The sequence below is a fragment of the Enterobacter cloacae complex sp. ESBL7 genome, assembly GCF_041679625.1.
GTDB classification, from domain to species: domain Bacteria; phylum Pseudomonadota; class Gammaproteobacteria; order Enterobacterales; family Enterobacteriaceae; genus Enterobacter; species Enterobacter asburiae_B.
Map to the genome: position 1 here is coordinate 531,020 of NZ_JBGORN010000002.1, position 23,557 is coordinate 554,576.

At 38.6% G+C, this 23,557-nt stretch carries 31 protein-coding genes; 8 read left to right on the plus strand and 23 right to left on the minus strand.

What is annotated here, in order from left to right; genetic code table 11:
• Positions 1 to 93: 93 nt before the first annotated feature.
• Both ACERY3_RS12560 and ACERY3_RS12565 read left to right on the plus strand, forming a co-directional pair.
• Positions 94 to 561 carry a hypothetical protein gene (locus tag ACERY3_RS12560; protein ID WP_373225775.1) on the plus strand — a complete coding sequence of 156 codons (468 nt, stop codon included), beginning with the start codon at positions 94 to 96 and terminating at the stop codon, positions 559 to 561.
• Positions 558 to 935, plus strand: coding sequence for a hypothetical protein (locus ACERY3_RS12565; RefSeq protein ID WP_373225776.1), 378 nt, complete (start codon positions 558 to 560; stop codon positions 933 to 935). Before ACERY3_RS12560 ends, ACERY3_RS12565 begins: the two co-directional genes overlap by 4 nt.
• A gap of 229 nt (positions 936 to 1,164) precedes the next feature.
• Here the strand turns inward: ACERY3_RS12565 and ACERY3_RS12570 are convergent, their stop codons facing one another.
• Together ACERY3_RS12570 and ACERY3_RS12575 are read right to left on the minus strand one after the other, a co-directional pair.
• Complete coding sequence (locus ACERY3_RS12570; protein WP_373225777.1) at positions 1,165 to 1,497, minus strand: conjugal transfer protein TraD; 333 nt, start codon at positions 1,495 to 1,497, stop codon at positions 1,165 to 1,167.
• Complete coding sequence (locus ACERY3_RS12575) at positions 1,490 to 1,879, minus strand: hypothetical protein (RefSeq protein ID WP_373225778.1); 390 nt, start codon at positions 1,877 to 1,879, stop codon at positions 1,490 to 1,492. The genes ACERY3_RS12570 and ACERY3_RS12575 overlap by 8 nt, the downstream gene beginning before the upstream one ends.
• An 825-nt stretch (positions 1,880 to 2,704) precedes the next feature.
• Here ACERY3_RS12575 and mobQ point away from each other — a divergent pair.
• The gene (mobQ, locus tag ACERY3_RS12580) at positions 2,705 to 4,219 is read left to right on the plus strand and encodes a MobQ family relaxase (protein WP_373225779.1); all 1,515 of its coding nucleotides are present in this window, start codon (positions 2,705 to 2,707) and stop codon (positions 4,217 to 4,219) included.
• Positions 4,220 to 4,224: 5 nt separating this feature from the next.
• Here mobQ and ACERY3_RS12585 read toward each other — a convergent pair whose 3' ends face one another.
• Together ACERY3_RS12585 and ACERY3_RS12590 are read right to left on the minus strand one after the other, a co-directional pair.
• A complete protein-coding gene (locus ACERY3_RS12585; protein WP_373225780.1) occupies positions 4,225 to 4,863 on the minus strand; it encodes a hypothetical protein in 639 nt (212 codons plus the stop codon).
• Positions 4,853 to 5,692 (minus strand): GTPase domain-containing protein, encoded by an 840-nt coding sequence (locus ACERY3_RS12590; protein WP_373225781.1) that lies wholly within the window; start codon positions 5,690 to 5,692, stop codon positions 4,853 to 4,855. The genes ACERY3_RS12585 and ACERY3_RS12590 overlap by 11 nt, the downstream gene beginning before the upstream one ends.
• 593 nt (positions 5,693 to 6,285) lie before the next feature.
• Here ACERY3_RS12590 and ACERY3_RS12595 point away from each other — a divergent pair.
• Positions 6,286 to 6,768, plus strand: coding sequence for a hypothetical protein (locus ACERY3_RS12595; RefSeq protein WP_373225782.1), 483 nt, complete (start codon positions 6,286 to 6,288; stop codon positions 6,766 to 6,768).
• Between the two features lie 146 nt (positions 6,769 to 6,914).
• Here ACERY3_RS12595 and ACERY3_RS12600 read toward each other — a convergent pair whose 3' ends face one another.
• Positions 6,915 to 7,424, minus strand: coding sequence for a TIR domain-containing protein (locus ACERY3_RS12600; RefSeq protein ID WP_373225783.1), 510 nt, complete (start codon positions 7,422 to 7,424; stop codon positions 6,915 to 6,917).
• A gap of 146 nt (positions 7,425 to 7,570) precedes the next feature.
• Here ACERY3_RS12600 and ACERY3_RS12605 point away from each other — a divergent pair, with 146 nt between their 5' ends.
• Positions 7,571 to 8,407 (plus strand): macro domain-containing protein, encoded by an 837-nt coding sequence (locus ACERY3_RS12605; RefSeq protein WP_373225784.1) that lies wholly within the window; start codon positions 7,571 to 7,573, stop codon positions 8,405 to 8,407.
• Positions 8,408 to 8,459: 52 nt separating this feature from the next.
• Here ACERY3_RS12605 and ACERY3_RS12610 read toward each other — a convergent pair whose 3' ends face one another.
• The 11 genes from ACERY3_RS12610 to ACERY3_RS12660 form a co-directional block, all read right to left on the minus strand.
• Complete coding sequence (locus ACERY3_RS12610; RefSeq protein WP_373225785.1) at positions 8,460 to 8,735, minus strand: hypothetical protein; 276 nt, start codon at positions 8,733 to 8,735, stop codon at positions 8,460 to 8,462.
• An 11-nt stretch (positions 8,736 to 8,746) separates the two neighbouring features.
• The gene (locus ACERY3_RS12615) at positions 8,747 to 9,277 is read right to left on the minus strand and encodes a membrane lipoprotein lipid attachment site-containing protein (RefSeq protein WP_373225839.1); all 531 of its coding nucleotides are present in this window, start codon (positions 9,275 to 9,277) and stop codon (positions 8,747 to 8,749) included.
• 428 nt (positions 9,278 to 9,705) lie between these two features.
• Entirely contained in the window at positions 9,706 to 10,827 is a 1,122-nt protein-coding gene (locus ACERY3_RS12620; protein WP_373225786.1) for a tetratricopeptide repeat protein, read from the minus strand.
• 55 nt (positions 10,828 to 10,882) lie between these two features.
• Positions 10,883 to 11,281, minus strand: a complete 399-nt coding sequence (locus tag ACERY3_RS12625; protein WP_373225787.1) for a hypothetical protein — start codon at positions 11,279 to 11,281, stop codon at positions 10,883 to 10,885.
• A 165-nt stretch (positions 11,282 to 11,446) separates the two neighbouring features.
• Entirely contained in the window at positions 11,447 to 11,878 is a 432-nt protein-coding gene (locus ACERY3_RS12630; RefSeq protein ID WP_373225788.1) for a hypothetical protein, read from the minus strand.
• A 1-nt stretch (position 11,879) separates the two neighbouring features.
• Positions 11,880 to 13,058 (minus strand): hypothetical protein, encoded by a 1,179-nt coding sequence (locus tag ACERY3_RS12635; protein WP_373225789.1) that lies wholly within the window; start codon positions 13,056 to 13,058, stop codon positions 11,880 to 11,882.
• 2 nt (positions 13,059 to 13,060) lie between these two features.
• Positions 13,061 to 13,642, minus strand: a complete 582-nt coding sequence (locus ACERY3_RS12640; protein ID WP_373225790.1) for a PAAR domain-containing protein — start codon at positions 13,640 to 13,642, stop codon at positions 13,061 to 13,063.
• 71 nt (positions 13,643 to 13,713) lie between these two features.
• Complete coding sequence (locus ACERY3_RS12645) at positions 13,714 to 14,247, minus strand: PAAR domain-containing protein (protein ID WP_373225791.1); 534 nt, start codon at positions 14,245 to 14,247, stop codon at positions 13,714 to 13,716.
• Entirely contained in the window at positions 14,244 to 14,774 is a 531-nt protein-coding gene (locus ACERY3_RS12650; protein WP_373225792.1) for a PAAR domain-containing protein, read from the minus strand. The genes ACERY3_RS12645 and ACERY3_RS12650 overlap by 4 nt, the downstream gene beginning before the upstream one ends.
• A 5-nt stretch (positions 14,775 to 14,779) precedes the next feature.
• Positions 14,780 to 15,262 (minus strand): PAAR domain-containing protein, encoded by a 483-nt coding sequence (locus tag ACERY3_RS12655; RefSeq protein ID WP_373225793.1) that lies wholly within the window; start codon positions 15,260 to 15,262, stop codon positions 14,780 to 14,782.
• Positions 15,263 to 15,340: 78 nt separating this feature from the next.
• The gene (locus ACERY3_RS12660; protein ID WP_373225794.1) at positions 15,341 to 15,658 is read right to left on the minus strand and encodes a hypothetical protein; all 318 of its coding nucleotides are present in this window, start codon (positions 15,656 to 15,658) and stop codon (positions 15,341 to 15,343) included.
• A gap of 867 nt (positions 15,659 to 16,525) precedes the next feature.
• Between ACERY3_RS12660 and ACERY3_RS12665 the strand changes: the two genes are divergently transcribed.
• From ACERY3_RS12665 to ACERY3_RS12675, 3 genes are all read left to right on the plus strand, one after another.
• Entirely contained in the window at positions 16,526 to 17,233 is a 708-nt protein-coding gene (locus ACERY3_RS12665; protein ID WP_373225795.1) for a hypothetical protein, read from the plus strand.
• 87 nt (positions 17,234 to 17,320) lie between these two features.
• Positions 17,321 to 17,800 carry a DUF4756 family protein gene (locus ACERY3_RS12670; protein ID WP_373225796.1) on the plus strand — a complete coding sequence of 160 codons (480 nt, stop codon included), beginning with the start codon at positions 17,321 to 17,323 and terminating at the stop codon, positions 17,798 to 17,800.
• A gap of 157 nt (positions 17,801 to 17,957) precedes the next feature.
• Positions 17,958 to 18,362 carry an H-NS family nucleoid-associated regulatory protein gene (locus tag ACERY3_RS12675; protein ID WP_373225797.1) on the plus strand — a complete coding sequence of 135 codons (405 nt, stop codon included), beginning with the start codon at positions 17,958 to 17,960 and terminating at the stop codon, positions 18,360 to 18,362.
• Positions 18,363 to 18,526: 164 nt separating this feature from the next.
• On the opposite strand, the gene ACERY3_RS12680 is transcribed toward ACERY3_RS12675, so the two are convergent.
• The 7 genes from ACERY3_RS12680 to ACERY3_RS12710 form a co-directional block, all read right to left on the minus strand.
• Entirely contained in the window at positions 18,527 to 18,907 is a 381-nt protein-coding gene (locus ACERY3_RS12680; RefSeq protein WP_373225798.1) for a hypothetical protein, read from the minus strand.
• Between the two features lie 52 nt (positions 18,908 to 18,959).
• On the minus strand, positions 18,960 to 19,250 hold the full coding sequence (locus ACERY3_RS12685; protein WP_373225799.1) for a hypothetical protein: 291 nt from the start codon (positions 19,248 to 19,250) through the stop codon (positions 18,960 to 18,962).
• A gap of 78 nt (positions 19,251 to 19,328) precedes the next feature.
• A complete protein-coding gene (locus ACERY3_RS12690; RefSeq protein ID WP_373225800.1) occupies positions 19,329 to 19,640 on the minus strand; it encodes a hypothetical protein in 312 nt (103 codons plus the stop codon).
• Between the two features lie 13 nt (positions 19,641 to 19,653).
• Positions 19,654 to 19,983, minus strand: coding sequence for a hypothetical protein (locus ACERY3_RS12695; RefSeq protein ID WP_032260079.1), 330 nt, complete (start codon positions 19,981 to 19,983; stop codon positions 19,654 to 19,656).
• 15 nt (positions 19,984 to 19,998) lie between these two features.
• Complete coding sequence (locus tag ACERY3_RS12700) at positions 19,999 to 20,217, minus strand: helix-turn-helix transcriptional regulator (RefSeq protein ID WP_373225801.1); 219 nt, start codon at positions 20,215 to 20,217, stop codon at positions 19,999 to 20,001.
• Between the two features lie 147 nt (positions 20,218 to 20,364).
• Complete coding sequence (locus ACERY3_RS12705) at positions 20,365 to 21,228, minus strand: DUF6387 family protein (protein ID WP_032443437.1); 864 nt, start codon at positions 21,226 to 21,228, stop codon at positions 20,365 to 20,367.
• A gap of 545 nt (positions 21,229 to 21,773) precedes the next feature.
• On the minus strand, positions 21,774 to 23,540 hold the full coding sequence (locus ACERY3_RS12710; RefSeq protein ID WP_058841461.1) for an aminopeptidase P family protein: 1,767 nt from the start codon (positions 23,538 to 23,540) through the stop codon (positions 21,774 to 21,776).
• Positions 23,541 to 23,557: the final 17 nt, after the last annotated feature.

A 23,557-nucleotide genomic window follows, 5' to 3' on the forward strand; every position in this document is an offset into this window, starting at 1 on the left:
AAGGGCTTTTTATAGCCCTTCACCACAGTAAGATGAACAAAGAGGATAGATGAGCATAGGTTATTTAAAATGCTTTACTAAAAGGGGCTTATTTTGACACAAGATAGCATTATAACAATAGTAGGTACTATCGTAACCATACTCAGTATGATTATTACCATATGGCAAGCCTCTGAAGCACGTAGTTATAAAAACCAGATAAAATCAGACATTCGGAAAATAAATTTAACCAATATTTCTGATTCATTAAAACGAGCACAAGAAGAAATAAGGAAACTTCCCACGGCTTCCCAAGATATAAAGCGTGGAATGCGCCCGATTGAATTAATCCGTAAAACGCGAGAACATTTTGATATAGCCCTGAGCACTATAAATGCCAATGGACCAGATGGAAATATCCGAACACTCATTATTGAAGCCCAAAAAAGGTTAAACTCATATGAAATTTCGATGAATAAAGGATCCCCTAATCCGCAGGATGTTCATGAGCTTCAGGGTAAAATACAAGATGCCGTATCTATAACCAGTACAGCAATTTATCAAATGGAGGGTAAGATATGAATATAGAAGAAATATATAAAGAACTTGAGAAGCTTAAATATCATGTACGTATTCTTGGCGAGACTATTGATTATCAAGCCCACCCGGTAGAGTCTTTGATTCTTTCTATGGATTGGAATGAAGATGATATCGATAGTGCGCATGACATCTTCGAAAAATATGATCGAAAAATAGAAAATAAGGAAGAGATAGAGTGGTCAGAATTTGAATATGAACTGAGAAATAAGTTTAACATTGGATATCAAACAGTTAAACAAATAGTCATTTCATTTTTTAACAATCACCAATGGACCGATGTTTGTTATGGATACGCTATGAGTTTTGAGCCTTATACCCCTGTAGAGTTTCATCAGATTACACGAACTAACAAATAAAAAATGCTTACAAGGGCCTTTTGGCCCTTCTTATTTTAGGTAAAGAAACATCAGTAAAGATAATTTATTTAATAACAATAACTATTTTTCCTATTGTCTGGACGTGAAAACAATAAATTATCATTTTGAATATATCAAATTAATTAATCAAATTATACTATCGCGCCCTCTGGGGCTTGTTCAACACTTCACCCGCTCAAAACAAGTTTTAAGCAGGTTCACTGTTATATTACGTCTTCCTTCCCTTCATACTCGCCAGAAATAACAGACCGTTCTTTCTAAACCTTACCTTATCATCAGGATGTAAATGAGGGATATCTAATAAAACCCCTAAAACCAGTTCCTTATCAACAGTAAAAATGTCACAATCAAGAGCTTTGGCAACTTCAGCCCCCAAAATAATTTTCTGCCGTGTTTCAATCTGCTTGGATTCTTGCTTAGACTTATATTTCAAACGATTTAAATGCATCTGTGCCGAAGCTATTTTTTGCTTAATTGTTTTTTCTATTCGAGGTTTTTTGCTTTTCTCATTACCGTCAAGAACATCTCCCTGTTTACTCATCAGAACTCTTCTCCTTTTTCCATTCATTCATATAAAATGAAAGAAGTATATAAAAAACATTATCATTTCCATTATCAACGGTATGCCAGAACAGCTTGCCGGGGAAGAAGCCGATTAAGTTCGTCATTGAGGTGTTTTCTTCGAGATACATGAGTGAGTACAGGTAAGCATCCAGAGACACGCAAAATTTATAATAAGCTGGGAACGATACGTTGGTATGACGTTCAAGAAAGTAATCCATAAAGCAACAAAAATAGAATAGCTCATCGTCAAAGTCATCATTGTTGATTTGTATCCGTTTTTCAAATCCAGAGAACGACTTTTTCACCTCCTCTATCTTATTAAAATCCAGCCCCATGAAGTTAATGTATTTATGTGCCATTTATTTGTCCTTTTATTATTTAATGATTGCTCCTTGCAATACAATTAAAAAATGAAAAGGTCAAATAATATGACAGTAATGTGTTATAAATACTGAAACAGCGCCGTATGATTGTTTAAAACAATCATCTGCTGAACAGGCTTGTCCTGTTAATGATGGGATTTATCCCGAAACAATGGTGTTTTTGTTTTAAAAATGAGATATCAGTGAGCTAAAAATAAAATTATGCAACACAAACGAGTGCAGCCACTAACATTGAATGTCTGATTCTCTCTGCGTTACTTATTTTATCAGAACAATGAAAAACATTTTACCTGTTGTTTTTAAACTCTGATTTTGAGCCTTAACCTGTGAATTGTGCAACACATAAAATATTTTGTAACTTTCACCATTTTATCTTAAATTCTGCTTTCCCGCCTTACGGCGGGAGGGGAAACACTACTTTTGCCCTTACGGGCGTTATCTAAAGCCAAAATATTCAATATAACTACGCTACCTCAGCCGTTCATCCGATTCTAGCCCTGTTAATTTCACAGTCTGTAAAACTAGAGTTATTATTTAACTATAGAAAAACTTAATACATTGTCGTTATTTTTAGCTCCTTCAGGAGATATAAAAATAAAGCAATGCCCACCTATACACTCACTTCGTGAGCGTGTGGGGTCTACCGACGGTTGCTGCCGCAGGCTAACACCGTTTCCTTCGGAAACAAGGTCAACGTCAACACCAGAGTTTTTCTTGCGAAAAACTAAAACCAGCATAGTCGCATTGGAGATTTATATTTTGGTTTGATATTGAAATTTATATTGAGGTTGTTTTTATTGTATGGCTATTTTTCATCTTTATTTTAAAATTGTGAAACGTTCAGAAGGCAGATCTTCCGTTGCGAAAGCTGCCTATCATGCTCGTTGTAGAATCACAGATGAAAGAACAGGTGATACGTATGATTATAGTCGCCGTAATGATTTATACGGGCATTTCATATTAGCTCCTGCTAATGCTCCTGCACACATCGTAAAAGACTCTACAGCATTGTGGAATGAAGTTGAAAGCGTTGAGCGCCAGCACAACGGTCAAACATCCCGTTATTTCGATGTTGCCATACCTGCCGAGTTAACCAATGATGATAAGAAAAAGCTTGTTCTTGAATACTGCCAGAAAAATTTCGTTGATAAAGGCATGATTGCCGATATCGCTTTTCATGATCTTGATAGCGATAATCCTCATGCTCACGTTATGTTAACATTAAAAACCATAGGCCCTGAAGGTTTTGGTAAAAAAGAAAGAAGCTGGAACGACAGAAAAATGTCTGTTTTATGGCGTGAATCATGGGCATCGATGGCTAACAGCTACCTCGCTGCCGCTGGTTCATCAGAACGTATTGACCATCGCTCTCTCCAAGCCCAGCATGAGGAAGCTTTAGAAAAAGCAGCAGTAGCTTTAGATAATGAAGAAAAAGCGCTATGGCTTGCTAAAGCCGCTGAAACAAACCGTCCTCCAATGAAGCGTATCCATAGTGCCAAATGGCGTAGTAAAGCAGCACAAGAGCAAAGAGCAGCAGAACAGGCTGTTCGTGATGCTGCCAAGCAGGAAGCGGTTGAAGTCTACAAGACTTTCAGCGAACTTGATCTTGAAATCGTCGTTGATGTCAGAAGCTTTACGATTACACATCTTGCTGAACCAGAAGAGATTGTATTACCTAAAACACACCCCGGCTCTTCTACTGATGAGAATCAAAGACCTGTATTGGTAGCACCAACTCCTCATACTCGTATGCGTGGCGTTAAATCTTACAGTGATAAAACAAAAGTCAGTAAGGTCGTTGCTGGTAAGAAACCATTGGTAAGTATCTCTGATTCCAGAACAAATACTACCCTGAAAACATCCTCCTCTAAAAACCAAAACAGGCCATCCAGAAGCGCCCCTGAACGTGTTAAGAGGAAACAGACTACTCCACGTCAGGATAATATTTTTAAACGCTTCACAACTCTTGTCATTGATTTTTTTAAACAGAAGTTTGTATGGGCTAAAGAAAACAAATCCCATATTGATCTTATCAGTGAAGAACATGATAAACGTATTGCTGAAAACTACGTCTTTGACGAGGTATTAGGCCGTCATATCTCTCGCATTGAATATGAGCAAAAAGCCAAGTTTAACCAAGATGACTATATACCAACGCCGGATGAGACCAGCCGCTTCCCAAGTCATCCTAAAAAAGAACTGCCTGAAAGCGATCATAGTCTGGATCTCACACCACCTGTACCATCCAGACCACCTGAGCATTCGAGCAGCCTTCCCCCAAGGCTGAGGCCATCGAGTTATCGTAGTAAAAATTAGAGCTTTCAAATAATGAACTTCATAAAAAACAGTAATGAGATAATAATTAAATATATGAATGAAAAAGCAAGCAAGACCTGCCTAGTTTTTTTGTTTTTATTAATTATAAGTGAAGATACTCGTTCTGCTTGATATACTATTATAGAAACACGCTCTTCAATATTTCTTTCAATATTTTCTATCTCATTATAATTAACGTTTATTGAATCATTACCATTGAACTCCTCAAGTTCTTTCGTCTTAATATCAATCCATTTTTTAAAATTTTCATAAATATATTTCTCATAAGCATGAAATATATTTGATAGTTTTTCATGATTGCATTTATTACTTAAACCCTCCCATGCAAATATAATATGGGAGTTTCTCTCGTCTGCATTATTAATATCAGGATAGGTATCCTCTGAAAAAATAAAATGTATGCCTTTTTCGTTACTCTTTATACCAAAGGCATTTGTTATAATAGAGGAAATTAAGTATTTATTATTTTCTTGGTCATGAGATTGAAAATAACCATATGCTTTTAGCCCAAATTTCCTATCATTATAAATACAAAGCGTGTCTCTACCGTTTACTGGGAGAATAACAGCAAAATTGAATGGAATATCATTCAAAATCAAAGGTTCAAAGAAATTATTTTTCATATACATTCACCTTTATAAATTCAATTATGTCATTTAATGCATATGTAGTACTTGAAGTATTGTCAATGGCCTCTGAAACATTTTTATTTGAATATTCTATGCATTTTTTATTTTTACCAAAAACATGACTCCAATTAATTATTGCTTTTTTATAAAACCTTTCATATAAATCATAATCACGAGATAAATCAGACTTGTTTATTAAAAACAAAGTTGGGATGTTCTTGTTACTCCCCTTTTCATTATATGATGAACTCAAATCTTCGATTAATTTAACGTTCGCATTAATCCTTTGTTCATTAATAGCTGTATCATCGCTACTTTCATTATGATCTAGCAAGAAAATGATACAATCCGACAAATGCATAACGTCATTTATCTGTATAGTGCTTTCACCACTCATGTCGTAGAAAAAAACATCCTTTTTATCCCCGATGTTTTTTAACCTACCATAGATACCCTGCGTCCTTTTATTTAATGGTTTATTATAAAAAACAGTGTCAATTAAGGTTGTTTTCCCCGTTCTTGATAAACCTAAAACAGCAACTATAGGGATTATATCTTTATAATGATTTAAATCATTGTAAGAATAGACTTTATTATAATCTTTTTCCTTAAACCGCTTATTAACATAGATGAATTGAGATTGTATAAGAATAAAAATGGCTGAAACAACTAAGAAAACATTTAAAACTAAAGCGTGTTCTTTTATTAATTCTTGAACATCATTTTTTTGATAAGAATAAATGAATGCAAGTAATGTAATGATAACTACATATGTCCAGACACCTATTGATATCATAATATTCTTGGGTTTACGTTTAAACACTATTGCCTCTGAAATCCATTCGCAAAAAAAAATCAGGTATTTTATTATATTATTTTCACTATTGAAAAGCAAGATATATATACTATAGGTCTTATATCATGAACTCATTTAAATGATTTTATTATGAGAATTAATTTTATTGATAGAAATAACATTTATTATGTCCATCAGATTTTATTTATATTATAAATCTGAGGATTTGTTAAAGTATTAGAAAACACATAACAACTGCGCCCCTTAATATGCCATCCGAAATCTTTTTCTCTACATCTCTCTCTGTTGTAACTTATTAACATACAAGCTGAAAAATCGTATGAGGTGATAAGCAAAGCGATAACACGGTCTCTCCAACAATAATCTGTAAATTTCATTTTATTGGAAGTTATGGAATTAATCTCTCTCTTTCTGAGCCGTCCTTAAAAAATGGCCTAAGGGCGTTCATAGTTTGGAACTTACTCCACCAATGCCATCCTGAAAAAATACATTAAAGCTAATACCTTCCGGCTACAGAGAACAATAATAAAATACTCTTTTTAATTCACCGTCAGTTATGTATATTATCTAGATTAATATACTCACTCTACCAAGGACACATGTTGTTAACGATTACCGAAATCAAAGATGAAGCTACAATGTTTCGAAAATTGATCGAGAACTGTGACAAAAAGAACACCAGCCTTGTTATAGACTGTTTTCCTGTTATGAGTTGTAAACTTTCTTCGATGCTTCTTTCTTATCACTTCCTGATGTTATGGCCTGAACTTGAAATAAAAGGAGTCAGTGCAGCTACAGGAAAACATGATCGGATAACCCATTACTGGCTTGAAATCAATGATATTGTTGTTGATATCACAGGGGACCAGTATAACATAATCAATGATCGAGAATTAAATACTGAAATTATAAATAGCAGACCATTCCCGCCAATACATGTCTTACACAAGGATGAGAGCTACCTTAACAAGATATTCAAAACAAAGGAAATACATACTTTTGTTCATGGTTTTCCTGATATAGCTGATGATTTCATCGATGAGATGATTTGTGGGTATAGCCAGTTATTAAATCCTATATAGCTTAGAACTTTCTAAATAAGTGGAAGCTGACTATTTAGGTATTCATCTCAAGAAAACGTGAATCCAGAATATCACCCAATCTTAACTTTAAATAAAAAACCATAGTATAAGTTGTTATCTATGGTTTTTTTTAAAATTATAATAGCTTAAATACCCAAATCACTATAAACACTAGCTTTATAATAATATGGCCCTTTATTTGTGCTTGTGGAATAAGTCGCACAATAGTTATCTAATGCATGTTTGATGATTTTGGGCTGAAACGAAACAGACATAGTAAAGTGATTTGCATCCAATAATGGTTTAGGAATGAAATCATTATTCACAGTCCTGCCACCATCCAGATTAGCGATGACCACAGGAAGGTTAAACTCAAGAATGAGATCTATTTCATGTGCAAGGAATGAGTCGCCATCACCACCTTTTTTCTTGGCAGTTGAACTTCCAAGAAGTACGATTTGTTTGGCATTTTTCATTCGTTCACGAAGATTTTTCTTTATTGTATCTGGTTTACTTGTGTCTCTCGACACAAACAAATCATGAGCATCAAAGAAATTGAAATCGATATTTTCATTCGCTTTCCATGCTTCCATCAAACGGTAATAACTAATATCTTCGCTGGCAAATGCAACATAAGTCTTGTTTCTGTAACTCATCTGAAATCCTTATCTAAATTTTCTTTTGTGAAATTATGACTATACAATGAGTTGTTCACATAGTAAACTAACGAATTCAACATATTTGTTACAAAAAGAAACTACAAGCAGGAAGTGATAGAACAATACTGGAGATTACTTTTAACATGGCAAAAGTACAATTTTTAGACAAGCGCATTAGGAAAATATTCTCAGGTTATACGTCCACGATTAGCACAGCATTTTCATTAATCTTAATTTTTTTAACTATTCCTGCCGACCATAAAATTCGATATGGTTTTTTATTTATTCTGTCATTGTTAATTTTGTATTTTTTTTTATGGATAAGATCCAACGATCTCAATGAGGTTAGTCTGGATATTGAAGGTAGCACGGTAACAGTCAAAACAGGAGACTTGTTCGAGCAAGAGGGCTTTAAGGTAATAGCTTTTAATGAGTATTTTGATACTCAAGTTGATGATGTCGTGATTTCACGAAACTCACTTAATGGTATTTACATTAACTATTATCTTAATTCATCCATTCCTAATTTAGATGCTGCCATTAAGGAGTATAACCACGATGAATGTTGTGTTTTAAACGTTAATCATGAACGCAAATCAGGTAAGCAGCAGCGCTATGCTTTAGGAACTATATTCGTTAATGACGAATATTTATTGACTGCTTTTTCTAAATTTGATGCTCATAATCAGGCATACTTAACAATGCCTGATTACTTAGGTTTTTTGATAAACTTCTGGGATCAAATAAACAGAATATATGCACAGAAATGCGTTTCCGTGCCGATCTTTGGATCCGGGATAACCAGATTTAAAGAGCATAAAAACATAGGTGATGAAGAACTTCTCAAAATAATGTTATGGACTTTCAGAATAAGCGAGATGAGATTTAAATATCCAGCAAAGCTGACAATAGTTATCCATAAGGATAAAATAGATCAGATAAATTTACTGGATATCAAATCGGCAAGAAATGGACTTTAATTGAAAAAATAATACATGGGTGAGTTCCCCCATGTATTATTAAAATTTGCTATCACATTCTTCTTCTGAAAACAACATTATCAGAGAAGATAGCCTTGCCAGCCACAAACCCCACGATGGCAATTATCGGAAGGCTAATAGTCGCCCCAGCCATACCTGATGACATACCAATCAGAGCTGACAGTCCAAAAGTCAGCAGGATAACCACGAAAGCATACCAGCCGGGGTAGGCTCCGTATAAGACAGTCGCCATGCAGCCGGTGCAGACATGAACCCCACGCTGGCTTTCCTTCAGACAAAAAGGACACTGAATCGTATTATTTTCCATGAGCGTATCCTTTAATTAGTTTTCCAGCCGTTGCTGGTTTTAACAAGGGTCATAGTGCCATCAACTGGCCCATTCATTCCCTTAACATCAGAAAATGCGCTCTTATCCACCCAGCGTGGAACATCTACCAGTTTCCATGTATACGAAACCCTCACAACCTTTTGGTTGCCATTCCCCGGTTCTGTCCATTCCTTTACTTGATCGACAACACGACGGCCAATACAAACACCTTCTTGTGTATTCCAAATCTTGGCTGCTTTACCTTCATCTGTAATACCCAGCACGTTATCGTCCCAGCCTTTATTGAAGGCCATCAGCCCCTGCTCAACAAGCGCATCGAGGATAACAGAGCCTGTTCCAGTGCCAGTCTCATCAAATCGTGGTTTAGAGAGCCGAACAGGGAAATTGACATTGTTATCTCTCAGAGAAAAACAGGATTTTGATTGACCAATCTTCGCGTTGATCGCTTTCTCAAAGTCACCTTTTTCACCACAACCAGCAAGAGCCATAACAGCACCTGCCACAAGTAGAATTTTCTTCATTTTCATATCCAATCAGTGATAGTGGATGAGGTTGTCTAGCGTATGAATCAAGCGCTACGTGGGTCTTAGCCGGACTACAGGCAACGACACCAACAAAACAACCTGTTTAACCAATTGATAGGATTGAATTATTTTTACTGTTCGTCATATCGTTTATATCGATCGAATGCAAAACAATCAATAGATTAAATCTATCATAAAAACACTATTGATCGATTTAATCAATTAAAATACCGATCAATCAATCGTTTTTAATCGCTTGTAACTATTAAACTATGTTTATCGATCTTTTTTATCAATTGATTAGGGCAATGTGATACTACGGACCACCATAGTTGGAGTGCTTTGGTTGGATGTTCAAAGTAACAAGGAATGAAGCAACACACTAGGAACAAGGTGCTGCTTATACCGATTAGTCCTATCTGCTTTCACTTCAAATGACTCAACTCATCACAACTCTTCTTATAACCGTTATCACAGGATGCCTTAAACAGATCTATTGCCTTTTCTTTGGATTTATTTACCCCCTGACCATTTACATACATAATAGCCAACTGATATTTCGCCACCAATTGATAATCGTTCCCAAGATAATATATAGCTTTATTGGTTAGTGTGGTTGAGAGGGTTTCAAAATAGTTGAATGCTTTCTTGAAATCTTTATTGAGATAAGGTTCCTCACCATTAAGATAATAATATGAAATATCTCTTATGGCTTTGAAATTCCTACGCTCTGCCGCTTTCTTGAGATATTTTAACGCTTTTCCTTCATTGGTGTTATTAGTGTACTCATAGAGAGAATATGGAGCATCACGATTACCCTGTCGATCAGCTTCAATTAAGTAATTAAATGCCTTTTCACGGTCTCTCTTTAAACCATTACTCCCGCGTAAATAAATGTAGCCGATATCATACTGTGCATACGGATTACCTTCTTTAGCTGCCTTTTCAAGGTAATACATCTGCTTTTCCCGATCGTATTTTTGTATTTCATCTCCTTCATAGATCAAACTTAATTTATATGAGGCATCAGCATTACCATCATTGGAGAGCTGTTCCAACATCTTTTTGTTATTTTCATGAAAACGACTAAATCCATCATCGGCTTCTTTTAAGTCTTGAATGTCAGCATTCTTATTTTTTAACATAGAGTTAATATTTATAACAGCACGATACTCTCCTTTTCGTGCTGCCTGAAGAAATAATTTCTTAGCAATTTCGACACTCTCATGTTTTATATTTTTCTCTGTGTAATAAATTACTCCCAGTCCATTTAAAGATGAAGCATCACCGCTTTTAGATGCTCGCTCCCACAACATCTTTGCCATCTTAATATTTTGGGGAAGACCCTCACCTGTATAATACATTTTCCCTAAATTATATTGAGCCTGTGTATCACCATGTTCAGCTGCTTGCTGGCACACTAATACATCAACTTGGCACCTATCATAAGCCTCGTTTCTCTCCTGCATACTTTGTGCGTAAGCCGGAGCACCAATCAGAAATCCTTCTAAAAAAACAAACCCGATATAAAGACTTTTTTTCACCATTCCAAACAATCCTGTGAATTCATATTTCATGACAAAGAAAATTTAAAATGCTATTTTAGTCTGCAGCCTTAATCTCAACTGTATAAGTTTTATCAAATTTTGCAACATGTGAGAACATTCCACCACTGACACCACCAATAATACGAATAGTCAACAAACTAGTTTTCTTAGGTGTTCCTCTCACCTCTATGCAATTGCTATTATAAACATCGCCGTCACACGGTTGAAGATGTATTCCATTATAGGAAGTCACAAACTCTCCGGTGGGAGTAATAATATCCCCTACGACTCGATTATAATCTGAAACCACATGTCCACCCAAAATAGTTATTTTGTTGTAATATGGAATCCCAACGGTGGCATCATTGAGCTTTCCTTCATCAGGAATAAATTCAGCATTCAATGCACATGACGATAACATTAATAAAAAAGGAGAAAAAAGAATAGACCTCATTTTATTTCAATGGTTTAAAAACCATCCCCCCGAAAAATCCATTAATAAAAAACTGAAGGTTTTTACCTTCTTTAATTCCCACATTACTCCTCCACTATGAAAACATGTCATCTAGTCAAGAACGCTGCGATTTCTGGATTCTAAATACTATTTTATCTCTATAATTTAATTTTCTAGTTTGACTCTGAGATTGTAGGTTTTACTAAAGCTGGTTGATTTTGAAACCATGCTCCCATACATCCTCCCGCCAATATTTACTTTTATTATACCTCGTTTGGTTGGCGTTCCAAAAATCTCAACACAATTATAGTTATCACTAACATGTGGTTCAATAGTCGTATTTTCACTATAAGATGGTTGGCAGTTTCGCAAATATAAACCTGTATCATTTGGTACAATAAAACCGATTTTCCTTTCCAATCCCTCGCCGCCAATAACCACCCCGCCTAATATATCTATTTTAGCCATGTATGGGACACCAACCACAGCTTCTTTTAAATTTATACTATCAGGAATGAACTCTGATTTTGGAGTTAGTAAACTACATCCCGACAAAACTAATACTGATGAGATAAAAGTCATTTTTTTAAATTTCATGTTATTTTAATGGCTTAAATACCATACCTCCAAAGAACCGGTTTATAAAAAAATCAAGACTTTTTCCTTCTTTAATTCTCCCATTAACTCGTCCCCATGAAAAGAAGTCTAAATGAATGTTGTTATCGCTACATTGTATTACAGGTCCATTCCAAACAATCCAGTGTGTAGGTACGGTCATTCTCTCAGACTGACTCCCTTCTAATATACCATCATTAATTAATGTGATAACCCTATAGCCTTTTTTAACATATTCATTTAATTCACGTATCCCCTGAACTCCAGCTTGAGTAATCCCGACATTACTGAATGTTTTTTCATATCCGGCTCTTTCAAACCACGATGATAATGTATCCCACAAGGTTATCCCAGCAACAGGAGAGTCCAATGTATCGAAATTTAATACCGCATTTTCTGAATCTCGCAATCCAACTAGTGTCATCCAATCAACACCTAAAATAATAGCCCCATAATTATCATAAAAATCTCCAGAAGGATGCTTACAGCCATCTCCGGGAGCTATTTCCAGATGACCAATTTTAGTTTTCCCATATTTCCACAAATCTCTTGCGGCTTGAGCATACACATCAGGCCGATCTTTCTGTAAACAGTAAAAAAATGCCGCCGGACCACAGGTGCTTGCACCTCCTTGGTTCGGGTAATCCTGCCAGTTATAACGCCTGTTGATTTGTGTTTCTATTTTATTTTTCTCAAATGGATCACGAACATCACCAATCGGATATTCTTTCGCAATAAACGGACGGGATGGTATGGTGATTTGAACCTGCTGAGTATGCCCTCCCTGATTTTCCGGGCGTGGAGTCCCCTGTGTTTCAAAATAGCAGGGATTTTCACGTTTGACAGGCGACCATGCGTTTCCCGAAGCAAGTTCTCCCAACGTATACATTCTGGTAAAAGGCGTTGGCGTCATACATAGGGTTTTCAGCATTGTCTTTCTGTAAATCGTGACCTCCATGATAAAAATAGTAGAAAGATCATCCGTAATATTTTGGGTCATGTGATCACGGGTTTCATAATTGCTCTGTAAGGGCTGTTGTTTTACATCGATAATTATTATTTTATTTCTTTTTGAATCTACTCTGTATACAAGAAAATCATATAAAATATTGCAGGCTGCAACGTTCGACTTAATGCGGGTGCTTAAATGATACACAGGCATAATTAATGCATTTCCATATTAATAGCGACTATTTGTGCGGACTCATGACTATACCACCCGGTATCACCAAATTCATTAGTAATGCCAGTCTCAGTAAATCCGTCTGCGAACAGTAATGTGTAATGATGATGTGCCATTGCTGAACCCGCATCATTCATACAGTGGAACTGAATCATATAATCATTTTTTGATTCATTTGCAATTGCACTTTGACGTTGTTCACAGTAAAGACTTAATAATTCGCCTTCACTATTGGCAGAAGAAATGCTATATCCGACACATCCATCATCATAACCAATAAACTCAAAAGCTCCCGAAGAGGCTATCAGTCGGTTAACACCAACAGGACAACGACACTCGACAATATCCCCTTCAATACAAACGGGTCTGTCTTCAGCAAAGACATTAAAGGGCTGAGTCCGGCGAATGACACCGGAAGTTTTACATTGCGGACAGAACGATGTTGAGCCAATAAACGCGACCGCTTTACTCTGGCAAAATACTGTTCTGGCACCGTTGAGAACCCTTCCTCCGGTGGTGGTCTGGTCACCTACGGTGATGATTTTAAATCTCTTTCCTGACACGATCCTCAACACTCCATGAAATATGGTCGGGAATAACGGCAGAATACCATTCTGGCATTCCTGCCCGATGATTACAGGTGAACATGGTCGTTCAGAATATGCAGGCTGATATCGTCTGCTGATTCTGCGTAATGCCATCCAGTCAGGCCACTATCGTCTGTCATACCCGCTTCGGAACGCCCATCCGGGAACATCAGGGTGTAACGACAACACGCCATCAACCGTTTCTCATCGTCAACACACTGAAACCGGATACAGCCCCTTCTATTGTTGTCCTGTGCCTGTTGTGAAGGAATAGAATTATCTCGGGTATTGCGGGACGTCAGAGAAGAGAGTGTTGTGCTGGTGTATTGAGTAGCTGAACCATAGACATAATGATCGGAGCAACAACATAGCACCTTGTCGCCTGTTGCAGCATAGGCTTTCCTGTCTTCCGTCCAGTCCTGCGCGGATGCCATAATTTCGAAATACCCACTACATTTTCGACATGAGGCTTTGTCTCCAGTGCGGGCAATGGCTTTATTCCCCTCAAACCAGCTTGCAGTAGCGGAGATAATCTCTCCATAGGTGGTTTTATCACCGAGACATACAAGCGCTCTGCTCATTCTGATTGCTCCATGAAAACATTTAAATGGATGCCTCTGGCACTGTCAGCAAAATGCCATGCCGTCATCCCATTATCGTCAGTTTTTCCTTCCTCGGTGTGTCCGTCGGGGAACATAAGCTGGTATCGGTGTTGCTTAAGCAAGCTTCCGTTATCGTCAGAACACTGGAAATTAATTTTGTTTAGGCTACTGTTTTTCGCGCTGTTTATTTCATTCAACTGGTCAACAGGAATCGCGCTCCGCGTGATTATTCCGGGAGCAATGAGATAATTAATTCCTGCCGGGCATCCACACCTGACAGGTGCCCCATCCACAGCAACAGAGATACTGTCCTGAGTCTGATGGGCATTGCCTCCGACTATTTCCCCAACCTTATCACATTTGGGACAATAGGACGTTTTGTCGCCAAGATGAAGTTTATATCTGCCATGCACCGAGCTTCGGGTAAGTGAAGCATAACAGGTTGCCCCTGTTGATGTTTTATCGCCATCGAGGCCAACATTTTTACCGTGAACGATGTTTGCCACCAGTCTTATCCTTTTTCTGTCAGAAAATCTCCCGGTAACTGTTCACCTTCACGGTGAAGCAAAACCTCACTCGATTGTGGGGTGCTGATGATCTCATCCCCGTTGTTCAGACGGCTACCCACCAGCGCGACACTACGACCATTAACTTCACTCATCCTGCCAGAACCTGTCACAATTTTGGCAGTTTTGCCATCAGGATAAACGACATCATCGCCTTCCAGAGCGACATTAACTTTACGCCCATCTGGAAGCTGGATTTCACATCCATTGTAGTTAGTACGCACAATGCCCCCTTCTCTGGTAAGGCTACCATCTACAGCAATACGGTAAATGGCATTCACAGGGTGTTGGCGGCGATAATCCTGCTGGCCATCAATGATCCTTCTCGCCTCATCGTTCATTGCTACCAACTGTTCGGGAGTGAACGGTGATTGATCCATTGTTGCCAGCAGTTCCGGGGTCAGTTCATTGTTGTATTGACGATCCATTTCCTTTTCCTTGTCATTTCTATGGTTTAGTTGATGCAATACTAACCTATTTTTAATTTGACTTAAAAGAGATGTTTATCATTCGGTTACAAAAAATGCCCTCGGAACAATGGTGGTGGATTTAGCTCTGTGCATTAATGAATTTACTGTCACTTTACTTATCCCGCAGAGTTCAGAAAATAACCTTCTGTAGCTGTTTATCATTTGCTCTCTGTCCAAATCACCGTCAGCTTCTGACAGGAAGTAATAACCGTAATCTTTAATGTAAATGTTTTCACCATTTTCCAGCGTGAGGTTTATTCCTTTTTCATTTTCCTCCATGCTGGTGATCAAACAGGTCATAAAGGGAATGTTTTCTTTCGCTTTAAAGATGTTTATTATTTTTATAGCTTTCATTGTATGCTCCTCCTTATCTTATATAAAAAATACCATTTCCTGTTGAAGAAAATCCAATTTAACTTACTCTTCAGAACAGGTTTACTGCTTGTTTATTACTCTCTTTTGAAAAGATATTTATATTATGAGCTAACGCTCATGTGCTGCCGCACGGCTACGCCCTGACGCTGATATCAAACAGGATTTAATGGCTAACACATTTCCGATTATTTAATTGCAATATGGAAAGGATCCTTTTTTTGAACATCAGATCCTTCTTTCGATATATAGCATTACCGAGATAACATATAGCACTTGCTCTTAAACGTATAGGAAAACTAAATTTTCAGAAGCAGCACTTAGTGATTGTCCAAAACAATCACATTGCTGAAACAGGGTTCATCCCTGTTAATGATGGATTTATCCATAAAGAATTGCGGCGTAGCCGCTATAACGTAGAGGAAAAACAATTGTATATTTACTAAAAAATCAGCAGCGCTTCGTGATTGTATAAAACAATCACTTGCTGCCCATAACATCAAGTAAAAACAAAGCAGAAAAATAGACGGTGCCATTTAACCGGCACACTCCCCGTTAAGGTTATTAAACATATTATAGTATTAAGGAGGCGTAACCTATTATATTTAAAAGAGATTTCACGCAAAAAGTTTCCTGTACGGAAATTTAAGTTTCTTCTGTGGAAACTGAAGTTTCCTGTACGGAAACCAAAATTTCTTCTGTGGAAACTTTTTTATAGTTAAAACTCCCAGAAAGAAGTGAACGCTATTTCGCAAAAGTGTATTATTTTTCCTTTTTTCACATTTATTTTTGACAAAAGTATATCCTGCATTATATAGAATAAACATAAAAACAATAAAAGGATAACCGATGAGCATTGATTACAATACAATAATGACCTCCAGCAGTGAAGAAGTGGAAGAATATATAAACAGAAATCATTTCACAGACAAACAGAAACTGGAGATTTACAGTTTTTATAACAGAAACAGAAAAGATAAAATAACCGTAAATGTAAAAAAAGAGAGAGGTTCTGATATTCAACCGGGAATATCCTATGTCCATGCTTTTCTTGATAATCTGGAAAAACTCGGAAAAAATATGTCTGGTGCAGAATACACAATAATGATCCGCTTATGTAAACTCATGCAGCATGGAAACCTCATTGCCAGTATATCTCAGTCGGCACTCGCAGAAGAGCTTAATATGAGCAAATCTAACGTATGTAAATGCTGGAATAAGCTAATAAATAAAGGAATTCTGGTCAAAGAAGGGAAGCATACCATGATAAACGCAAATCTCTTTCTGAAAGGCCAGTACAGAACATTAAATGCCACAAGGAAAGAATATGTTAAGAAGTCGCTGAGAACGACCAGTGAAGGCATAGAAGACGTATTCGTCACCGTTTATAAAGATGCGGTACTTACAAACAACGCAGAAAAAACCATCGATAAAGGAGATGATAAACCTTTACTTTCTACGCCCGACGAAGATATTGACTGGGACTCTGTTTCAGAAGACAGCATATTTGATGATTATTCTCAAGAAGATGAGTTTGATGAAGAAGAAAACATATAAAACTTTTGCCTATATATTAGGTCATTTGACACTTACACCATATCTCGTAATATAAATATATACATTATTTTATTAACGAGGTTTTATATGAGAAAAGTAAAAACAGACAACAGTGATTTAATCCAATATTTAGATACAGTAAAAGAACTAAAAAATCATATTCCGATAGAGGAATACCGAAATGAATATCGTAAACTATGCTCTGATAATATTCCGTGGATTAAGATTCAAAAATTTAAGTCTGCCCATACCGAACTTCGCAGACTGGATAAAAAGAGAGAATCTCTTATTGAATGCTTTATTGATGAACTTAACCCGATAAGCAGTTCAAAAGCTAACACATCAGCGAAGTCATCAGGTAATCTTGATCTGTTTAACGAACGCGTTCTCTACCGTAAAGCAATCTCAGAAAAAAGTGATGAAGAAATTGTTGCCTTGGTCGTAAAACAGCGTACAGAAGCCGCTCTGGAGTTTCAGCGTTCTATTGAACAGAGCCTTGAGCAACTCTCTCACATCTCGTCAGAGTTCGCACCATCAAGCCAGAAGGGCAAGAAAATGTCTCTTTAAGAAAAAATCTATGTTATTCACTTGAAATAGGGTGTATTAGATTGGTCAATCAGTAGTATTTACTATATTATTTAATGGTTGGTATATTTTGGGCTGTTCAATCGCATCCTATACATTAACTTTATAAATCCCCATTTTAAACACAGGAAGGCATCGTATGAGTGAAACTCTCAAGGCACTGAACAATATCCGTACACTTCGTGCACAGGCCCGTGAAACAGATCTGGCAACTCTGGAAGAGATGCTGGAAAAACTGACGACTATCGTTGAAGATCGTCGTGAGGAAGAAGCGTCTTCACGCAAAGAGCAAGAAGAGCGTCAGGCTAAGCTGGAAGCCTACCGCCAGAAACTGTTAGATGATGGTATTGACCCGGCGGAACTCCTCGCAGCAGTTGGTTCATCTCAGACTAAAGCCAAATCAACACGCACTCCACGCCCTGCTAAATACAAATATACGGATGAAAACGGTAATGAGCAGACTTGGACAGGTCAGGGCCGTACTCCTAAAGCAATGGCTGCTGCTATTGACGCAGGTAAAACACTCGAAGACTTCGCGATCTGACCACTCTATGACCGTCAATTTATTTTGGCGGTTTTAATTCAAAGTCCTTAAGCACCGCTTTCGACGCTTCCACCGAAGTAGTCAGGCTATGTAAAACCGGAATCCATTCCGGCATTACACTATTAATATACTCATACATCCCTCTAAAGGATCTTTTTCTGATATTATCTCTTTATATCCAGATTCCAGTTCAGCACACCATAATCATCCATAGATATTCCTTCCTCCAGATTTCTTATCAACATATCCTTAATATACATACCATGATAAAACATTACTCTATTCAATAACTCTGCCATATCGATATATTCCTTTTTTTCGTTCCCCGTACCAAAAAGGATTTTGTAATAATCAAACTCCTTTAGAACCTCTAACATATGAACACGTAGCGCAAAATCAACGGCATCCTGCTCCTTAACGAAAGTCATGACATTTTCATCATTTACACTTGCCATACCGTAAATCTTGTTTACGTATAACATTAATGTCACTGATATTGCAAAGATCATCGTTTCATCTTTTTTACTCATTTTGTTTTTTTTCATTTATATCCTCTCTTATTGATATTTAGTATTTAATAAAAAGTAGTCGCAGGTATTAACAATACATCCAAGCATTACGTACAAGCCGTTCTGCTACTTCTTCGTAGTTAACCTCTTCAATATTCCCATGATGGCCTTCCTGCGCGGTTAACTTGTCAAAGTTATGACAAACATGATTAATCGTTATCCTTATAAATGCACTCATAAAATCAGCATCATCGACAAGATGCGAAATGCTGTCACTACACATATCCTGCATTGTTTTCCAGCTCGCTTCAAAAGAACGCTTTGCAAGATCATAAAACAACTCAGTAGATGTATTTTTACTTTCAATATTTTTAGTCATGATTACTCCTCATTTTTACATGATATATTTTAACTTACTCTTATTTTCAGCCCCTGAATACGGGGCTAAAACAAAAAACTACTTTTGAGAATCTTTCATAAAATCCATTTCTTTATGAAATGCCTTTAATGCTTTCAATATAAAATCGTTATCAATGAGTCTTAGTGATAACTTTACATCAAAGAATGTATTCCTTACGACTTTAGGGAACATCTGTTTTGCTACTTTAATACTGTCCTTATAAGTATTCATCATAAAAGCTTCTTCATGCTTGAGTTGTTCTACTTGTTCAGGATGGTTCTGAATAATAGAACTCACACGCAATTCAAAGCATTGTTTAGATAAATGCAGTAATATCTTGTTTGCTTCTTTTTTCAGATCTTTATTCATGATTTCTTCCTCTTTATTTAATGCCAAGTTTAGGATAGATTTTTTTGAACTCTCTATAAGAGTATTTTAAATCTTCCATAACTTCATCAATCAAAAAAATACATTCCCCAACATTATTGTCTCTCACCCACTTGAGGAAGTCTGGTTTTGTGATATAAATAATATGATCCATAACCATATTCATATATTTTTTATCATAAAGATGACGTTCAAATTGATCACCCATTATCTTAAACATGTTTTCCACATAAAGAGCTAAGTTATCCATTGCCATTCTTGAGAAAACTTCAGTTTTATCATTATCAAAGATAAATGATATTTCAGGCACATTTATATTTTTCATGTTATTTTCCTTTTATTAGTTAGATGTATTACGAGAAGCAGTTATAGCTTTATAAATCCACTCATCAACTTCGCTTTCAATGAAAGCAACAGCTCTTTCACCGATTTTTATTTGTCTGGGGAATTTCCCCGCGCTGATAAGTTTATAAATCCACGTCTTGCCGAACCCGGTTTTCCTTATTACTTCTGATAAGCGAATAAGTTTTAAAGTTTTATCTGTTTTGTTTTGAACCATGTTTATCTCCTGTGTTGTTCGATGGAGATAATTCTAGGATTTTGGCTGGTTCTAAACTAGGGATGTTCACCAACCGTGAGTTTCGCGGAAATTTTTGGAGGGATACTCTTTATAGGGACGTTCGCAGGTTGTGAACATCCCTTGTGTTTACTTTTTGTTTTTATCCGTGGCTTTATCGTTAAATGTTATCACGTCAGTGATCTTCCAGTCCTTTAACATATTGTTTTTAATATAAAAATCATTTAAAACCTTGAAGTACTCATCGTTATCAAGATAACTTTTCGCGTAATCATAATCAGTATCTTTGATGTTATCACGGCTCCGAATCCCACCAGTACCATGTAGAATGTCAGCTAAGATGTTGAAAGGTATGTTCTTACCTTCGTTGTAGAGCTGTTCCCATGAGATCAAATCCATCAAAGGGATGACTTTGTAATCAAGTATTCTTTCAAAGGTCTTATGACCAAACCGAAACATTCGTTTAGGTGGCTTAGGCGTTTTTAGGTGCTTTTGCCATAGAGCAATCAGTACTTTCAGGTGTTCTGCGAGATCGTCACTGCTGGCTTCTTCCAAGTCAATTTCAATCAGCATCTTGTTAGCAGGGTTCATGCCCCCTTGTTTAAGATACTCAGAGATGTAGTCCGAACTCACTGCAACAGGGTCTGTTTGCTCAGAATTCTCCAGCCGATACATAGCCCGCCCATAGTTGAACAATTGAACTCTGCTCATTGGTCTTACAGCATAGCTATGTGACAGTCTGTGATTGCCTGAAATCCAGTCCGATTGAAGTATCACATCACCACATCGGATTTTGGCATCATGGTATATAGCTTGCATTTGATTATCTTTGCCTGCTGTTTCCCATTGTTGCCTTGTTTTGTAAGCCAACATCCGTCTTTCAAGCTCTGCATAGATTTGTTCTAGGGTGAGGTCTTTCAGGCCATCATATCGGCGTACATCAAACCAAGATAATGCAGTCCTGATTTCTTCCATTTCCTTTTGTGTAGTCATTATTCTACCGATTGCTTTTAAGTTTCATAAAAGTTAACCCATTCAACATGATAGAGAAAGTGGAAAAGAGGGGCGGGTTTTCAAAATGGTGTGAGAGCAGATAAGTGATCTTGGATGTAAGTGCTTTAATCTTGACTAAACATCGTTTATTTACTAAAAATTAACTAATTGTTTTATATCAATTACTTTAACAAAAATAACGACAACATCATGTTGATAGATAAAGTTAAATCAGATTCGTATAGTTAGATGGTTATGACAACAACCAATTGTTTTTAATTGACATTTTATTGATAAGAAAACAATAATGATGGTAAATATGTTGGTAAAAATATATTTAACTTTAACAAAGTCAGTAATAACAGGAGATACAGATGAAGTTCGAGTCCAGTCAGAGGAGCCAAATTTAAAAAGCCTGCTTTTAAAGCAGGCTTTTTGCTTTTCTGCGCAAGGTAAATGCAAAACGGCAACCTTGTTGCCGTTTTTAGTGTGTGCACCCTCTCCCGTGGGAGAGGGTTGGGGTGAGGGCACCAGACCGCACGAAATTACACACGAATCGGCGCCGTCGCCTCAACCAGCCACGGACGCGCATCGCTATTCACCAGAGGTGAAAGCGCCTCGCGTACCTGCCGGTGATACGCATCCAGCCACTGCTTTTCCTGCTCGCTCAGCAGATGCAGCTCAACCTGACTTAAGTCGATCGGGATCAGCGTCAGCGAGGCAAATTTGCAGAAACCCGGACGGCTCTCCACAATCTCCACCTGGTTTTCAATACGAATACCGTGGCTATCGCCCAGATAGTAGCCTGGCTCGATAGTCATGATATTGCCCGCCACCAGCGGCCACGGGTTAACCTTTTTGGCGATGCGATGCGGGTTCTCGTGGATCAGCAGCTGGTGCCCCACGCCGTGTCCCGTGCCGTGATCGTAATCCAGCCCCATCTCCCACAGCGGGCGACGCGCAAACGCATCCAGCTGATGCCCCTGAGTCCCGGAAGGGAACTGCAGGGTAATGAGCGACAGGAAGCCTCTCAACACGGCAGTGTAGTGCAGGCGCTGCTGCGGATCGACGTTACCCCACGCCAGCGTGCGCGTGGCATCGGTGGTGCCATTAGCATACTGGCCGCCGGAATCGTTCAGGTAAAAATGGTCATGGCCGATGGGCTTATTGCTGGCCTCGCTCGAATGGTAGTGGCACATCGCCGCATTGCTCGAAGAGGCGGAGATGGTCGCAAAACTCTGCTCGATGAACCCGGGCTGCTGTTGACGGAACGCGAGCTGCTGCGCCTGCGCGTCCAGCTCGGTGAGCGGTTGTCCTGCCGCCTCGCGCAGCGGCACTTCGCGGCTCAGCCAGGCGAGGAAGTTGACCCACGCGGCCCCGTCCCGGTGATGGCACTCGCGATAGCCTGCCAGCTCGACCGGGTTTTTAGTCGCTTTCATCAGGGTGATGGGATCGGTCCGCCAGACAATTTCTCCCCGTGGTTCAACGGCGAAGCGCAGGGCAACCGGCGCGGAATCGGCATCAATCATCACCCGTTTGCCTACGGCAATCTGCTGGCAGCGTTCAATAAAGGTATCCTGCGGCGCAACGGTAAACGCATTGCGCACACCGTCAGGCAGGGCGCTGAGCTTATTGTCGTTAACAAACCACTCAACGCTACCATCACGGCTGAGCAGGGCGAAGGAAAGAGGAACCGGGCTAAAGGGGATATCTGATCCACGCAAGTTTAGCAGCCAGGCGATGTTATCCGGCAGCGTCACGGCGAGGAAATCAGCATTGTGTTCTGCCAGCACGGCGGCGACGCGCTGACGTTTGTCCGCGCTGCGTTCGCCGCTGTGTTCAACCGGCATCTCACGGATAAGCCCCGCCGGTGCGGCAGGGCGATCGGTCCATAGCGTGTCAAACGGCGAGGCCTTCAGCGGCACCAGCTCGCACGGCGTGGCAGACAGTTGCTCAAATTCCGCGTTGGTCATCAGCAGCGCGTCAAAACCGATGCGCGTTCCTGACTCAACGTTTTCTGCCAGCCATTCCGCCAGCGGCTCGTTGTGCAGGTGGTGGATCTCAACCTCATCCGTATTGACCTGAACGCGCGCCTGAACCTGATAGCGCCCGTCGACGAACAGCAGCGCTTTGTTTTTCAGCACCAGCGCCACGCCGGCCGAACCGTCAAAGCCCGTCAGCCAGGCCAGCTTTTCGTCGTAAGGCGCGCAGTATTCGCTCTGCCAGGCATCCGCCCGCGGGACGATCATCCCGTCGAGATGGCTGGCCTCAAGCCAGTGGCGCAGGGCAGAGAGCGGTGATGTGCTGGACATTGTTTTTCCTTATCGTG

Bases quoted from the DNA above. Each gene is read 5' to 3' on its own strand.
- ACERY3_RS12565 (WP_373225776.1), top strand. From the start codon at position 558: ATGAATATAGAAGAAATATATAAAGAACTTGAGAAGCTTAAATATCAT.
- ACERY3_RS12570 (WP_373225777.1), bottom strand. From the start codon at position 1,497: ATGAGTAAACAGGGAGATGTTCTTGACGGTAATGAGAAAAGCAAAAAA.
- ACERY3_RS12575 (WP_373225778.1), bottom strand. From the start codon at position 1,879: ATGGCACATAAATACATTAACTTCATGGGGCTGGATTTTAATAAGATA.
- mobQ (WP_373225779.1), top strand. From the start codon at position 2,705: ATGGCTATTTTTCATCTTTATTTTAAAATTGTGAAACGTTCAGAAGGC.
- ACERY3_RS12585 (WP_373225780.1), bottom strand. From the start codon at position 4,863: ATGAAAAATAATTTCTTTGAACCTTTGATTTTGAATGATATTCCATTC.
- ACERY3_RS12595 (WP_373225782.1), top strand. From the start codon at position 6,286: ATGTTGTTAACGATTACCGAAATCAAAGATGAAGCTACAATGTTTCGA.
- ACERY3_RS12600 (WP_373225783.1), bottom strand. From the start codon at position 7,424: ATGAGTTACAGAAACAAGACTTATGTTGCATTTGCCAGCGAAGATATT.
- ACERY3_RS12605 (WP_373225784.1), top strand. From the start codon at position 7,571: ATGGCAAAAGTACAATTTTTAGACAAGCGCATTAGGAAAATATTCTCA.
- ACERY3_RS12610 (WP_373225785.1), bottom strand. From the start codon at position 8,735: ATGGAAAATAATACGATTCAGTGTCCTTTTTGTCTGAAGGAAAGCCAG.
- ACERY3_RS12615 (WP_373225839.1), bottom strand. From the start codon at position 9,277: ATGAAGAAAATTCTACTTGTGGCAGGTGCTGTTATGGCTCTTGCTGGT.
- ACERY3_RS12620 (WP_373225786.1), bottom strand. From the start codon at position 10,827: ATGGTGAAAAAAAGTCTTTATATCGGGTTTGTTTTTTTAGAAGGATTT.
- ACERY3_RS12625 (WP_373225787.1), bottom strand. From the start codon at position 11,281: ATGAGGTCTATTCTTTTTTCTCCTTTTTTATTAATGTTATCGTCATGT.
- ACERY3_RS12630 (WP_373225788.1), bottom strand. From the start codon at position 11,878: ATGAAATTTAAAAAAATGACTTTTATCTCATCAGTATTAGTTTTGTCG.
- ACERY3_RS12635 (WP_373225789.1), bottom strand. From the start codon at position 13,058: ATGCCTGTGTATCATTTAAGCACCCGCATTAAGTCGAACGTTGCAGCC.
- ACERY3_RS12645 (WP_373225791.1), bottom strand. From the start codon at position 14,247: ATGAGCAGAGCGCTTGTATGTCTCGGTGATAAAACCACCTATGGAGAG.
- ACERY3_RS12655 (WP_373225793.1), bottom strand. From the start codon at position 15,262: ATGGATCGTCAATACAACAATGAACTGACCCCGGAACTGCTGGCAACA.
- ACERY3_RS12660 (WP_373225794.1), bottom strand. From the start codon at position 15,658: ATGAAAGCTATAAAAATAATAAACATCTTTAAAGCGAAAGAAAACATT.
- ACERY3_RS12665 (WP_373225795.1), top strand. From the start codon at position 16,526: ATGAGCATTGATTACAATACAATAATGACCTCCAGCAGTGAAGAAGTG.
- ACERY3_RS12670 (WP_373225796.1), top strand. From the start codon at position 17,321: ATGAGAAAAGTAAAAACAGACAACAGTGATTTAATCCAATATTTAGAT.
- ACERY3_RS12675 (WP_373225797.1), top strand. From the start codon at position 17,958: ATGAGTGAAACTCTCAAGGCACTGAACAATATCCGTACACTTCGTGCA.
- ACERY3_RS12680 (WP_373225798.1), bottom strand. From the start codon at position 18,907: ATGAAAAAAAACAAAATGAGTAAAAAAGATGAAACGATGATCTTTGCA.
- ACERY3_RS12685 (WP_373225799.1), bottom strand. From the start codon at position 19,250: ATGACTAAAAATATTGAAAGTAAAAATACATCTACTGAGTTGTTTTAT.
- ACERY3_RS12690 (WP_373225800.1), bottom strand. From the start codon at position 19,640: ATGAATAAAGATCTGAAAAAAGAAGCAAACAAGATATTACTGCATTTA.
- ACERY3_RS12695 (WP_032260079.1), bottom strand. From the start codon at position 19,983: ATGAAAAATATAAATGTGCCTGAAATATCATTTATCTTTGATAATGAT.
- ACERY3_RS12700 (WP_373225801.1), bottom strand. From the start codon at position 20,217: ATGGTTCAAAACAAAACAGATAAAACTTTAAAACTTATTCGCTTATCA.
- ACERY3_RS12705 (WP_032443437.1), bottom strand. From the start codon at position 21,228: ATGACTACACAAAAGGAAATGGAAGAAATCAGGACTGCATTATCTTGG.
- ACERY3_RS12710 (WP_058841461.1), bottom strand. From the start codon at position 23,540: ATGTCCAGCACATCACCGCTCTCTGCCCTGCGCCACTGGCTTGAGGCC.